The organism is Erysipelothrix enhydrae, assembly GCF_035066605.1.
GTDB classification, from domain to species: Bacteria; Bacillota_I; Bacilli_A; order Erysipelotrichales; family Erysipelotrichaceae; genus Erysipelothrix; species Erysipelothrix amsterdamensis.
Genome location: NZ_CP125807.1, coordinates 174559 through 187515, shown reverse-complemented (window position 1 = coordinate 187515; position 12957 = coordinate 174559). Strand labels below are relative to the sequence as shown.

Annotated in this window: 12 protein-coding genes; 8 read left to right on the top strand and 4 right to left on the bottom strand. The window is 37.7% G+C overall.

Features of this window, described 5'->3' with window-relative positions; all coding sequences use genetic code 11:
• Nucleotides 1-89: 89 nt before the first annotated feature.
• The 3 genes from LLS04_RS01035 to LLS04_RS01025 all read left to right on the top strand — a co-directional run bounded on the left by LLS04_RS01035 (nucleotide 90) and on the right by LLS04_RS01025 (nucleotide 3440).
• Nucleotides 90-1211 carry a hypothetical protein gene (locus tag LLS04_RS01035; protein ID WP_323611434.1) on the top strand — a complete coding sequence of 374 codons (1122 nt, stop codon included), beginning with the start codon at nucleotides 90-92 and terminating at the stop codon, nucleotides 1209-1211.
• A 101-nt stretch (nucleotides 1212-1312) separates the two neighbouring features.
• Complete coding sequence (locus tag LLS04_RS01030; protein WP_323611433.1) at nucleotides 1313-2482, top strand: hypothetical protein; 1170 nt, start codon at nucleotides 1313-1315, stop codon at nucleotides 2480-2482.
• Between the two features lie 34 nt (nucleotides 2483-2516).
• Nucleotides 2517-3440: a hypothetical protein gene (locus LLS04_RS01025; protein ID WP_323611432.1), complete on the top strand. Its 924-nt coding sequence runs from the start codon at nucleotides 2517-2519 to the stop codon at nucleotides 3438-3440.
• 327 nt (nucleotides 3441-3767) lie between these two features.
• On the opposite strand, the gene LLS04_RS01020 is transcribed toward LLS04_RS01025, so the two are convergent.
• The 4 genes from LLS04_RS01020 to LLS04_RS01005 form a co-directional block, all read right to left on the bottom strand.
• Complete coding sequence (locus tag LLS04_RS01020) at nucleotides 3768-4409, bottom strand: RpiB/LacA/LacB family sugar-phosphate isomerase (protein ID WP_013853184.1); 642 nt, start codon at nucleotides 4407-4409, stop codon at nucleotides 3768-3770.
• Between the two features lie 74 nt (nucleotides 4410-4483).
• The gene (locus LLS04_RS01015; protein ID WP_003775084.1) at nucleotides 4484-5278 is read right to left on the bottom strand and encodes a gluconate 5-dehydrogenase; all 795 of its coding nucleotides are present in this window, start codon (nucleotides 5276-5278) and stop codon (nucleotides 4484-4486) included.
• Between the two features lie 14 nt (nucleotides 5279-5292).
• The gene (locus tag LLS04_RS01010) at nucleotides 5293-6315 is read right to left on the bottom strand and encodes a sugar kinase (protein ID WP_323611431.1); all 1023 of its coding nucleotides are present in this window, start codon (nucleotides 6313-6315) and stop codon (nucleotides 5293-5295) included.
• A gap of 13 nt (nucleotides 6316-6328) precedes the next feature.
• On the bottom strand, nucleotides 6329-7306 hold the full coding sequence (locus LLS04_RS01005) for a bifunctional 4-hydroxy-2-oxoglutarate aldolase/2-dehydro-3-deoxy-phosphogluconate aldolase (protein ID WP_323611430.1): 978 nt from the start codon (nucleotides 7304-7306) through the stop codon (nucleotides 6329-6331).
• A gap of 272 nt (nucleotides 7307-7578) precedes the next feature.
• On the opposite strand from LLS04_RS01005, the gene LLS04_RS01000 reads away from it, so the two are divergent.
• The 5 genes from LLS04_RS01000 (at nucleotide 7579) to LLS04_RS00980 (ending at nucleotide 12911) form a co-directional block, all read left to right on the top strand.
• Nucleotides 7579-8775 (top strand): glycoside hydrolase family 88 protein, encoded by a 1197-nt coding sequence (locus LLS04_RS01000; protein ID WP_323611429.1) that lies wholly within the window; start codon nucleotides 7579-7581, stop codon nucleotides 8773-8775.
• A 14-nt stretch (nucleotides 8776-8789) separates the two neighbouring features.
• Complete coding sequence (locus tag LLS04_RS00995; protein ID WP_003775092.1) at nucleotides 8790-9278, top strand: PTS sugar transporter subunit IIB; 489 nt, start codon at nucleotides 8790-8792, stop codon at nucleotides 9276-9278.
• A gap of 52 nt (nucleotides 9279-9330) precedes the next feature.
• On the top strand, nucleotides 9331-10128 hold the full coding sequence (locus LLS04_RS00990; protein ID WP_123171241.1) for a PTS mannose/fructose/sorbose/N-acetylgalactosamine transporter subunit IIC: 798 nt from the start codon (nucleotides 9331-9333) through the stop codon (nucleotides 10126-10128).
• Complete coding sequence (locus LLS04_RS00985; protein WP_003775095.1) at nucleotides 10115-10930, top strand: PTS system mannose/fructose/sorbose family transporter subunit IID; 816 nt, start codon at nucleotides 10115-10117, stop codon at nucleotides 10928-10930. The genes LLS04_RS00990 and LLS04_RS00985 overlap by 14 nt, the downstream gene beginning before the upstream one ends.
• Nucleotides 10931-10994: 64 nt before the next feature.
• Complete coding sequence (locus LLS04_RS00980) at nucleotides 10995-12911, top strand: heparinase II/III domain-containing protein (RefSeq protein ID WP_323611428.1); 1917 nt, start codon at nucleotides 10995-10997, stop codon at nucleotides 12909-12911.
• Nucleotides 12912-12957: the final 46 nt, after the last annotated feature.

Below are 12957 nucleotides of genomic sequence, written 5' to 3'. Positions count from 1 at the left end.
TTTCTTTGTTCATTAAAAGTATTGTAAAGGACAGTATATAGGTATAATATCAATTCATTCCATGCTATTATTATAGAAAAGGAGGCCGTATGTCACAACAAAATCAAAATAATCGTACTGTACCATCGTCATCTGTTGATAAGACACAAACCTTTTTGCCGAGTGATTCGAATAAGAATCGCACCCGTTGGATCATTATCTTATTGATTCTTGGTTTTATTTCGGTTGGTGGTTATTTTCTTTGGGATCATGTCTATCGTATTACGAAAATTGATCCGTTTGAGAATGTGAGTGTTCGGTTCCAAGGTGATGGTGAAGGTGCGACTGGCTTTATTGAAATCAATAAGAAGTTAATCGAATCAGATCCACAACTAAATCGTGTGCATAAGGCAATTAAATATTCTCTTGAACCCAATCAAGATTTGAAAATTGGCGATCGGGTCGTTCTAAAAGCGAAGGTACCAGAATCCACACAACGCTTTATGGATTCAAATAAACTTGTATTTACGGATACCGAAAAGGTTTTTGTAGTTCAGGAAATTCATAATGAAGTGGTCTTTGATCCTTTCGATGGTTTTAAGTTAAGATTCAGCGGATCCAATGGTGAAGGTATTGCGGAATTGGACACTTCCGATGTTTTGTTAGCGGATGATGTTATGTCTGAATTGTTTTCGATGTTAGAGTATTCAATCGTGAATCCAAGTGATTTATCGATAGGTGACTCGGTGACGGTGACGGTTAAACCTTCGACAGCAGGTAAGACCTTTATGTTAGAACACAGAATTATGCTCGCACAAACAAGTATGGCCTTTGATGTAGATACCTTGGCGAAAGTTCCGAAGAATACGGATCAGATTAATAATCTAGATCGTCTTCGTATTGACGCGAAGAAGCGGGTTGAGGATACGATTAATGCGGATACGCAAGAGGTTTATGTCTGTTATGGCATTTTACCTAAGAATATTGCGAATGCTCGAGATCGTGATTCTCAACAAACTTATGTGAATGGAACTTTAATGTTTGTTTATCAGTATGAGTATAATAATCGAATGTTTGCGATCGCTTCAGGCTATACCAACTTGATGTTGGAGGGGGATTTAATAGATGAGTCGATGTTGATGCCAATGCAACCTGTCTCAAACCAACAGTCACTAGAAAATGTATTGCTGGAACTTCAGGATAATAATCTTACGTGTTCACCGACTTCTTAATGCCTTCGGGCATTTTTTTTTTTTTTTTTTGCACGAGCGGTTTTGATTTAAGATTGATTAATGAAATTCGATGCTATACTTTTCGTCGAAAGGAGTTAGTAATGAAAATCAAAGCACTACTATTAATGATTTTTTGTATGATGCTTGCGCTTCCAATTGCAGCAGATGATGGGATGGATGAAGCAGCACGTCAGCATTTACGGAACAAATATACAATTCCAGCTGATAGTTTTAGACCGGTAATTCAAATTTTTGAGGATGGTTCACAGACTTTTGTCTGTGATAAAGTTGAGTTAAACTACTACTATACGCTTCTAGAAGATGATTTGGATGAGGGGATTGATAACTATCAAAACTATGCTTACATTATTGATACAGCACGCGAAGAACCAGTAATTCGAACGAATCGCTATGATATGCGAGGCATTTTGCGTAAACAAAAGATTACAATGCCTCAATTAGATTTAACACGTCCGAAAAGACTTCCATTTAAAATTAGAAGTCTAAAGAAAGATGAAGGCATGACCCAGTGGTATGTCGATGTCAATGATGATTTTCGCGGTGTTCAAAAAGATGGAAAGGGTATGGTTGGATACGATCTTTATTTAAGTCCATTCCATCTTGAAAATTATGAACACAACAATCTAATTTTTAATGAACTTGTTGATGTAACAATTTCAGTCATACGTGCTCAAGATGGCAAAGAACCCGAGATAAAACGGTATACCTTAACAAAGTCGAAACCTAAAATCACATTTGTTGGAGGTCAAATTGAAGTCAGTCATGAACAAGGAATGAAACACATTCGTTTGGTTGATGATGGTACATTTGGTTACGGTCAGCTCAAATTTGAGGTGGAAGGAAGCGGTGCTTCCATAACAAAAGACCCAGACAAACCCTTAGATGATTTACCAATGGGACTAAGAGTTCGATTTGATTTGTTTGATTCAAAACGTAACAGTATTCGTTTTAATGAGTTGGATGAAGTGCGTATTTTAGAAGAACATAACACACCACGAGGAACGGTTGTACACCATGTTTATAGTGATGACCGGAACTATGGATGTAGTTTAACGGATTTGAAACAGAAACATGATAAGTACGTTGATACGATTGTAAATCGTATGGTGAATCGTTTCAATCAACTGGATGAAAGTAAAAAGCAAAGTTTACTTGAAAAACATGACGTTAAAACAAGTCAAGATTTGGCGAATTTAATGGAGCATTACGACCTTAATATTTATCCTTTTGAAACTCAATACAAAGAATGATTTATTTCCGCAACAGGGAGCGTCAAATGCCGGTTTGAAGGATGTTGAGGAAACAACTGAAATAAGTTCAAAAGAAGTGAAAGTTCCAGTAGAAAAAATCCAGTCTGATAATCATCAGCAATCAGACTTAAGCTCTGAAAAATCAAAAGACCTGCAAACTGAACCTCTACGAGATAACGTTACATTAGATGCTTCAAAACCAAGCGGATCTCAGTCTATACAAATAGGGCCGACAAAGGACACAGAGCAAATATCGGAGAAAAATCATGGTATGCATACAGAATCTTCGATTTCAAATGCCGTAACAAATGAGCCTAAACCAAGTGCTTCTAAAACATTCGTTTCTACCCAAGTAGAGCCGAACAAAGAGATAAAATTGATATCACCTTCAATGGATATGAAAATGAATCGGTTGATTCAAAATGAGGAGGTCATACCTGTGAGTCATTCTCATCTCGAACAACTATTACCTAAATTTAGACCATTTGAGTCGGTAGTTAATAGAGATGGAATCGTAACAACCCAACAGGATAATCCTGAACCTATCTTGATGCGAAGTCCTGAGTACGTAGACTCTAAGCCTGCGGATAAAACTCATGATTCCTTAACGTATCAGGAAGCTAAAGAAGACAAAGATATGGACGTTAATACAAGTAGTTCACAGGCATTAAAACAAAGTATACCGCAAGATGTGGAAGGTCCTGTTCAAATGAACTTGATGCATAAACAGGCGGTAGAACATTTAAATGATCCAAATCATCAGGACTTAGAAGTACAAGCGCTTCTTTCACATGAAGTACAAAAGGTCACAGAATATTCAAAGAGCACAAGAGATGATCTAAAACCTCTTCACAGTAAGCCAAAATACCTACCGGCAACCGGAGTGACTGAGCAATCATCATGGTTACTCGGATCTTTACTTTGCATTCTCGGAATCCTATTCCGTCATAAACGATAAAAAAAAGACCCAGGAAGCAGGGTCTTTTTCAATTATTATATTATGTGTACTTTCTACTAAGACGGGATATAGTAGGAAGTATTGCGCTTACTGATAGCAGTGTAATTAAGGAAGAGCGACGTAAACGTCTATCTGCTATCATATCTAAACCTTAACTATATCGGAGAATTAAGGCTTAGATGACCTTCTACGATTGGAAGCCGGTAGAAGGGCACTGAATTGTGATAAAGGAGAAATTACAAGTTGTAAGACACAGATTCAGTGTAATATTTGGAGAAATGTATATACGAACGATTTGTGGAGCCTTCGTATAAATTAATTATTTTATTAAGCAGCTAATACTGAAGTAAGGTATTCAGCGATTTCTGCATCTTGACAGCTTGCAAAGAATAATTCTTTGAATTCAGGGTAGTCAATTGTTTCTTTTAAGAAGTCTTGATCGATTTCTTTAAGAATTTTGATCAATGGTTGGTGTGTAACTTCTTTAACACCATCTAAGATTTTTTTGTTGCGTTGTTCAGGGATAACGCGATCTTTAGGATATCCACCACCAAATGATTCTGAGAATAATTTTTCGAATGTGTAGTTAAGGTTTAATTCTCCACCCCAACCGAATCCTTGTGCAAATGGCATTGCAATACAGTTACCATCGTTTACTTGACCGAATAGGTAAGCGTCTAATGGGTTTGTAACGTGTCCGCAAAGTACATTTGGGAATGAGTTACATGCTAACATAGCACCTTGACCTGTTCCACAACCTGTAACAACAAAGTCTACTGCTTTTGTAGTTAATAAGATTGAAGCAAGAAGTCCGTTTTTAACATATGTTAATTGGTGTTCTTGTTCACCGTTGTACATACCGTAGTTTACAACTGTGTGTCCAGCTTTTTCAGCTTCTTGTGTTAATGATGCTAAGATAATTCCATTTTTAGCAGCTTGTGAGTTTTCGTTAATTAATGCGATTTTCATATTAAATCCTCTTTCTAATAACCCACGTGGTGTGTCCACCACGTGGCGTTCGATACATCGTTTAAATGTTCAATCTATGCTGGTTGTTTACCAATATAAGCTAAGATACCACCGTCAACGTAAAGGATGTGTCCGTTTACGAAGTCTGATGCTTCTGAAGCTAAGAATACAGCAGGTCCCATTAAATCTTCTGGTTTACCCCAACGTGCAGCTGGTGTTTTTGAAATAATGAAACTGTTGAATGGATGTCCATCAACGCGTAATGGAGCTGTTTGAGGTGTTTCGATATAACCAGGTCCAATTCCATTACATTGAATATTGTGTTCACCGTATTCTGATGCAATATTCTTAGTAAGCATTTTTAAACCACCTTTAGCAGCAGCATAAGCACTTACTGTTTCACGTCCAAGTTCACTCATCATTGAACAGATGTTAATGATTTTACCGTGACCTTTTTCGATCATTGAAGGAAGTACAGCTTTTGACATAATGAATGGTCCGTTAAGGTCGATGTCAATAACTTGACGCCAATCTTCAACTGACATTTCGATCATTGGTACACGTTTGATGATACCTGCATTGTTTACAAGAATATCGATTGTTCCAACTTCTGTTTCAATTTGTTTGATCATTGCTGTAACTTGTTCTTCATTTGTTACGTCACATACATAACCATGAGCTTTAATGCCTTCTGCTTCGTATGCTGCAAGTCCTTTGTTTACAAGGTCTTGATTAATATCGTTAAATACGATTGTTGCGCCTGCTTCAGCATATCCTTGAGCTAAAGCAAAACCAATTCCGTATGATGCTCCTGTTACAAGAGCGATTTTTCCGTCTAAACGGAAGTTTTCCATTTTAAAGTTACTCATATTTAATTCCTTTCCTATCGTTGTACACGACCTGAACCGTCACCTTTAGCAAGTGTTTCCACTTCCTGAACAGTAACACGGTTGTAATCACCCTCTACAGAGTGTTTTAGACAGCTTGCTGCTGTAGCAAACTCAATTGCATCTTGCGGTGCATAATCATTGAGCATTGAATAAATTAATCCAGCACCAAATGAATCGCCACCACCAACGCGGTCTACAATACGAACGTTATATTTCTTTGAGAAATATGCTTGATCGCCTGTATAAAGCATTGTTGACCAATTGTTATCACTTGCGGAGATGCTTTCACGTAATGTGATAGCAACTGCTTTAAAGTTAAAGCGCTCGTGAAGTTGTTTTGCAACATCAATATAACCATCATGGTTGATTTCACCAGTTGTGATATCTGTGTTTGAAGCTGAAATTCCAAATACATCGTGTGAATCTTCTTCGTTTGCGATGACAACATCAACATACTCCATTAATTCACCCATTGTTTTATTTGCTTGTTCATTACTCCATAACTTCTTACGGAAGTTAAGATCACAACTCACAGTTAAACCGTGTTTTTTAGCTGCTTTTGCAGCTTGTAGTGTAATTTCGGCTACGTTTGCACCTAAAGCAGGTGTGATTCCTGTTGTATGGAACCAGTCATAACCTTCAAAAATTGCATCCCAGTCAAAATCTTCTGGTTTTGCTTCAGCGATTGCGGAATGTGCACGGTCATAAACAACTTGACTTGCACGTTGTGAAGCACCTTTTTCCAAGAAGTAGATACCAACACGATCACCACCACGTGTGATCTTGCTTGTATCTACACCATAACGACGTAAATCGTTAACAGCGTTTTGTCCAATTGCATGGGTTGGTAATTTTGTTACAAATGCTGCGTCCACTCCAAAGTTTGAAAGTGAAACAGCAACGTTTGCTTCGCCACCACCGTAAGTCGCTTGATATCGATCAGCTTGCGAAAAACGGAGGTAACCTTCTGGAGCAAGACGAAGCATAATTTCTCCAAATGTAATTACTTTTTTCATTTAAATACCCTCTCTACATCTTCACGTCAGGATTGATCAAATGAATGGCAAATCCTGCGATTTCTTTATCTAAGTATGCAAAGTTGATTTTGTTTGTTTTCTTGTTGCGAGTAATTGTTTCTTCTACAACATGGATGCCTTTTTTCTCTAATTGATACAGAGCACGTTCTGGGTAAGGGGTGTAAATTCCAAAGTGTCCGTGTTCGCCACGTCCCACTGAGTTTAGGAATTCAAAACCACGACCTGCGAAATGACTCTTAGGTTTTCCATAATACTTAAATCCAAACAAATTACATAATACTTCAGCATTTTCTTTGGCTTCTTCACTAGTGTTGTTATTGAAACCAATATGAATTAATTCATATGATAACAATGCATCCACTGCTTCACGACTAAGGCGTTCAACGGTATCCCAATCTTTAGCTGCAATCGCATCAGCAGGTAACATGAAGCTACCGCCAATTGCATTAATGCAAGGTAAAGCTAAGTAATCATGCATGTTCTTAGCATTAATTCCGCCTGTTGGCATAAATGTAATGTCAGCATACGGTGCACTGAGGTCTTTGATTTTCTTAGCTCCACCACTTGATTCTGCAGGGAAGAACTTAACGTTTGTCAATCCGTAAGAGATTGCTGTTTCAAGTTCTGATGCTGTAGAAATCCCAGGTAGTACAAGAACATCATTTTCAACACACCATTTCACAACGTCATGATTAAATCCAGGTGTTACAATGAACTGTGCCCCAGCCTTGATTGCAGTTTCGGCTTGGGAAACTGATGAGACAGTACCCGCTCCAATTAACATATCTGGTAATTCTTTAGCGATGATTTCGATTCCGGGTAACGCAAATTCACTTCGGAATGTGATTTCCATACAATCGATGCCACCGTTATAAAGTGCTTGTGCCATAGGCAATGCATCTTCGATTTCAGTTATTTTAACTACGGGAACGATACCGATTTTTTCAACTCTATTTAAAACTTCACTCATATAGTAGTCTCCCTTTTATTTTGACCAATGTCCAGTCGGTCTCTAGCAAACCAGCTAAGACAATAATAGGTGAGTAAACCGGTTTTGTCAACTGGTTTACTAAAAAAATAAAGTTTCGCCTATATATAAGGACTGAATTGTGAAAAAATTGATAATTTCACATGAAAGCGGTTAGATTTATTGAAAAAAACCGTTGACATGACAAAAATCAAGGGCTATAATGCGTATGTCCAGTAAACCAGTTTATAAACGTTTTTCAAGGAGGTACTTACATGGAAAAGCATATTAAGCAAGTGACCATTGAGCCAATCCGCGATATTGATACATTCAAGAACGCTACACTGCTTACAAAAGAAGAAGTGAAGCAAGCGATTGAAGATACCATTAAGAAGATTGATCTCAATATGGAGCACATTGGTGAGCGCTTCCCATGGTCAGCAACAAAAGATCTGAAATATCCGATCATCGATAATATCGAATGGACGGATGGATTTTGGACCGGTCTATTGTGGTTGGCGTATGAATACACAGGTGATGAAAAGTATCGTGAGCTCGCAGATAAAAATGTTGATTCTTTCCACCATCGTGTTGTAAATGATATTGAAATTGATCACCATGATCTTGGATTCCTATATTCATTATCATGTGTGGCAAGTTACAAACTAACAGGTTCTGAAAAAGCGAAAGAAGCGGCTATTTTAGCGGCTGATAAGCTAATTACCCGTTGGCAAGAAAAAGGTGAGTTTATCCAAGCCTGGGGCGAGTATAACAATCCTGAGCATTACCGTTTCATTATTGATTGCTTATTGAATATCCCACTATTATATTGGGCAACAGAAGTTACGGGTGATGACAAATATGCGGATATCGCAGAGCGTCATTTCTACACAAGTTGTCAATACGTAATTCGTGATGATGCAAGTGCATTCCACACATTCTACATGGATCCTGAAACAGGTGGTCCAGTACGTGGTGCTACACGTCAAGGTTATAACGATGAGTCATCCTGGGCAAGAGGCCAAGCTTGGGGTGTTTATGGAATTCCATTAAACTACCGTTATACACATGAAGATGAAGTGTTCCCACTACACGAAGGAATGACAAATTATTTCTTAAACCGCTTACCAAAAGATAACGTATGTTATTGGGATCTTATCTTTACAGATGGTGATGACCAATCACGTGATTCAAGCGCTGCAGCGATTGCAGTTTGCGGTATGTTAGAAATGATTAAATATATGAAGAATGATGAACTTAAAACTGTGTATGAGGGAGCATCACACACAATCTTAAGATCGTTGATTGACAACTATACAAAAACAACACATGAACCAGGAAATCCAGTGCTTTATCACGGTGTCTATTCATGGCACAGTGGAAAAGGTGTGGATGAAGGAAACATCTGGGGCGACTACTATTATTTAGAAGCTCTAATGCGTCTTTATAAAGACTGGGAATTGTATTGGTAAGAAAGAGGTAAATTATGAGTACTCCAAATATTGTAATGACACGTATCGATGAACGTCTCGTTCACGGTCAAGGTCAGCTTTGGATTAAATCACTTGGCGTTAACACCGTTATCGTGGCAAATGATGAAGCTGCACAAGATGTCATGGCTCAGACTCTCATGAAAACTGTAATTCCAAAATCAGTTGCAATGCGTTTCTTCCCCGTTGACAAAGTTATTGAAGTGATTCATAAAGCGTCTCCACAACAAACAATTTTCTTGATTGTTAAGGATACAAAAGATGCTTTACGTTTAGTTGAAGGTGGAGTTCCAATTTCAGAGATCAATATTGGAAACATTCACAATTGTGAAGGCAAAGAAAAAGTTACACGTTCAATCTTCTTAGGTGAAGATGATAAAGACTGCCTAAGAAAAATGGTAGCAAAAGATATTGCTTTCAACACTCAAACAACACCAAATGGTGGAGACGGTGCAGCACCAGTTGACATCCGTAAATATATTTAAGCATTAAGGCAATAACTATTTATTTCTAAAAGGAAAAGAGAGGAATTTAATAATGAATATTACATTATTTCAAGCGATACTAATCGGTCTATGGACTGCATTCTGTTACGCAGGTATGTTATGGGGTATCTACTCAAACCGTGCTTTATTCTTAGCATTCGGTGTTGGGTTAATCTTAAACGGAAGTCACCCAGGTGCACTTCAAACAGCTTTACAAGTTGGTGCTATTTCTGAATTAGCATTTATGGGATTCGGTGTTGGAGCCGGAGGAACTGTTCCACCTAACCCAATCGGTCCTGGTATCATTGGTACATTGATGGCGATTACAAACCCTTCAATTACACCTGAAAGTGCATTAGCATTGTCAATTCCATTTGCTGTTGCAATTCAATTCTTACAAACATTTGTTTACACAATCCGCGCTGGTGCTCCTGAGAGTGCTGCAAAAGCATTAGAAAACAAAGATTTCAAGAAATTCCGTATGACTACAAACTTTACAGTATTACTATTTGCTATCGTAGGTTTCCTATTAGGATTCTTAGGTGCTTACAGTATGGAACTTCTAACACAACTTGTTGGATTAATCCCAGCATGGTTATTAAAAGGCTTAAACGTTGCTGGTGGTATGTTACCTGCAATCGGATTTGCAATGATCTTATCTGTAATGGTTAAGAAAGAATTAATTCCATTCGTAATCTTAGGTTACGTATGTGCAGCTTACTTCCAATTACCAGTAATCGGTATTGCTTTAGTAGGTGCTATCTTTGCAGTGAAACAATACAATGATTCACAAAACACAGTAAATGTATCAGGAACAGAAGTGGAGGCAGGTAACGATGACTGGATCTAACAAATTAACGAAAAAAGATTATTTCAAAACAACAGCACGTTCATACTTTTTACAAAACGGATTTAACTACAGTAACTACCAAGGTCTTGGTTATGCTTTAGTTCTATACCCAGCTTTAAGAAAAGTACATACAAATGATGATGATTTCGCAGCAGCACTTGGTGCAAACTGTGAATTCTATAACACAAACCCTCAATTACTTCCTTTCATTACATCATTACACTTAGTAATGGCTGATGAAGGACGTCCTGAGTCAGAAATTCGTCCAATCAAGATGGCTTTAATGGGTCCTCTTGCTGGTATCGGTGATTCATTATCACAATTTGCGATTGCACCTTTATTCTCAACAATCTTTGCATCACTTGCAATGGATGGTGTTGCAATTGCTCCTCTACTATTCTTAATCACTATTAACGCTGTATTATTCGGTATTCGTTACGGAATGGGTGTTTATGGTTATAAAGTTGGTACAAGCATTATTGATAAATTAAGTGAAAAGATGGAACAAATCTCAACAGCAGCAAACATTGTTGGTGTTACAGTTATTTCAGGTCTTGCAGCTACATTTGTTAAGATGAAAGTTGATATTTCATTCGCAGCTGGAGAAATCCAAGAAGGTGTTAAACAATCAACAGTTAACATCCAAGGTCTTTTAGACAAAGTTGCTCCTGCATTGTTACCAATGCTTTATACAGGTTTAATGTACTACCTAATTAAGAAAAAAGGTTGGAATACATACAAACTTGTTATTCTTACAGTAGTACTTGGTGTTGCCTTAAGCTTCTTCGGAATCTTAGCTTAGTATTTAACTTTAGAGAGCTACTTCGATAAGTAGTTCTCTTTTTTATTCATAAGGAGAACATAAGATGGTAAAGAATTCTTTATATCAAACAATTGAACATAAATCACAAAAACTTGATCTCGAACGTTTAAAATTATTATATGATTTTAAGAAAAATGATGTGGTCGCTTATGCAGATCAACTGATGATGAATATCTTTACATTCACTCGTGATTGGGATATGGAGCCGTGTGATACACCTTACACCTTAGATCCATTTGGGTGGACAACCACACCAAATGGCGATGATGAGTGGATATTTATGTTGAATCGTATGGATTATATTCCGTCACTAGTTATGGCTATAGTTTTGACGGATGACTTAAAATATATCAAACATGCACACGAATTAGTAATGCATTGGATCCAAGCTCATACCCCGCTCACATCCGGTCCATCAACACGTACGCTTGACACTGCAATGCGTATGAATAACTGGTTGGATTTATGCCCTTATTTAAAGGTCTATAATCTTCTGGATGATGCAAGTTTTAAGTTGATTGAATCAAGTCTTGAAACCCAAGCATTGTATCTCAAAGATCATTATCTAACGAAGTATACCTTAAGTAATTGGGGAAGTATTCAGACTTGTGTTTTAGCGAAGTATCTTGGATGGTTACAAACAGATGCGGATTTAGGGTTTAAAGCATGGATTGAAGATGAAATCACCACACAATTTGAAATCCAAGTCTATCCTGATGGAATGCATTGGGAACAATCAACGATGTATCACGTTGAAGTTTTAAATTATGGTTTAAAAGCGTTGCCATACGTAAACAATCAAGATGGATTAAAACATATCCTCGATAAAATGGCTTATGCCCTGTATTATCAAGCAACACCTCATAATGACATGATTGCTTATGGCGATAGTGATCGAACGATGTTGAGTGGTATCATGGGAACTTGCGCAGTCGCTCTAGATAATCCGCTTTATAAATCACGTGCAAATTCAGTTCTTGATTTTGAAGTGTGTTATGCCTATGGTGTTCAAGCTCAAGATGAATTTGATGCTTTAGGGACGGAAGTTCCGATTTCATTAAATTATGATGGTGATGACAGTGGTATTTATACAACACGGAGTCACTGGGGTACGGATGCGCATTTCACCATGTTTACAAATGGTTCTTTAGGAAGTGGTCATGGACATGCGGATAATCTTCATGTTTCTACGTATTTCCGAGGAAAACCTGTTTTGGTTGATCCCGGTCGTTTAACCTATCGAGAAGATGATCCTCGACGGATGCATTTAAAAGGTATGGAAAGCCATAATACTGTAATTTTGGATGGGAAACCATCCGCAGTACCGGATACATCATGGACGTATGCTTCTTTTTATAAGCCACTTAAAAATTATGTCCGCCATGATGGAAACTGTCATTATTATGAGGGTGCTCTTCTTGCGAAGGAATCGGTGCATCAACGTAAGCTTATTGTGATTGATGACGGTATTTGGATGATTGTGGATGCGATACAAGCTCAAGGAAGCCATGTTGCTACAACGAAGTATCACTTAGATGAATCATTAGTGTATCAAAATGGTATAATAGAGTTCGAAGATGAAACAAAATTGAATGTCATAAGCACGCAAGCAATGGAGCTTACATCAGATGTCATTGCATATACCTACAACAAACCATCGACACACCCTGTTTTAGTCCAAGAGCAGCGCTTTGTGGATGAATGCGTTAATGTTACATTATTTGTAGATCCAAAGTGGGATGTCAAACGGATTCCAATTCTTCAAAATGGTGATACACCCGTCGATGATACTCGTGGCTGTGCTTACAGTTTTAAAGCAGAGGGCGAGGAAATTGAAGTGTGTGTGCTCCATGAAGAAATCTGGCAAGGTAAGAAAATTATGTATTGCAATGGCAAACCGTTCCATGCGAAATGTGTTATACGCTCAAATCGCTTTGGACAAAAGGTTATGCGCGCTTAATTGTGAAAGTTAACAACTTGTTAATCGGTTTACTTAGTAATATAAT

Bases quoted from the DNA above. Each gene is read 5' to 3' on its own strand.
- LLS04_RS01010 (WP_323611431.1), bottom strand. From the start codon at position 6,315: ATGAAAAAAGTAATTACATTTGGAGAAATTATGCTTCGTCTTGCTCCA.
- LLS04_RS01035 (WP_323611434.1), top strand. From the start codon at position 90: ATGTCACAACAAAATCAAAATAATCGTACTGTACCATCGTCATCTGTT.
- LLS04_RS01015 (WP_003775084.1), bottom strand. From the start codon at position 5,278: ATGAGTAACTTTAAAATGGAAAACTTCCGTTTAGACGGAAAAATCGCT.
- LLS04_RS01020 (WP_013853184.1), bottom strand. From the start codon at position 4,409: ATGAAAATCGCATTAATTAACGAAAACTCACAAGCTGCTAAAAATGGA.
- LLS04_RS01030 (WP_323611433.1), top strand. From the start codon at position 1,313: ATGAAAATCAAAGCACTACTATTAATGATTTTTTGTATGATGCTTGCG.
- LLS04_RS01000 (WP_323611429.1), top strand. From the start codon at position 7,579: ATGGAAAAGCATATTAAGCAAGTGACCATTGAGCCAATCCGCGATATT.
- LLS04_RS00995 (WP_003775092.1), top strand. From the start codon at position 8,790: ATGAGTACTCCAAATATTGTAATGACACGTATCGATGAACGTCTCGTT.
- LLS04_RS00990 (WP_123171241.1), top strand. From the start codon at position 9,331: ATGAATATTACATTATTTCAAGCGATACTAATCGGTCTATGGACTGCA.
- LLS04_RS00985 (WP_003775095.1), top strand. From the start codon at position 10,115: ATGACTGGATCTAACAAATTAACGAAAAAAGATTATTTCAAAACAACA.
- LLS04_RS00980 (WP_323611428.1), top strand. From the start codon at position 10,995: ATGGTAAAGAATTCTTTATATCAAACAATTGAACATAAATCACAAAAA.
- LLS04_RS01005 (WP_323611430.1), bottom strand. From the start codon at position 7,306: ATGAGTGAAGTTTTAAATAGAGTTGAAAAAATCGGTATCGTTCCCGTA.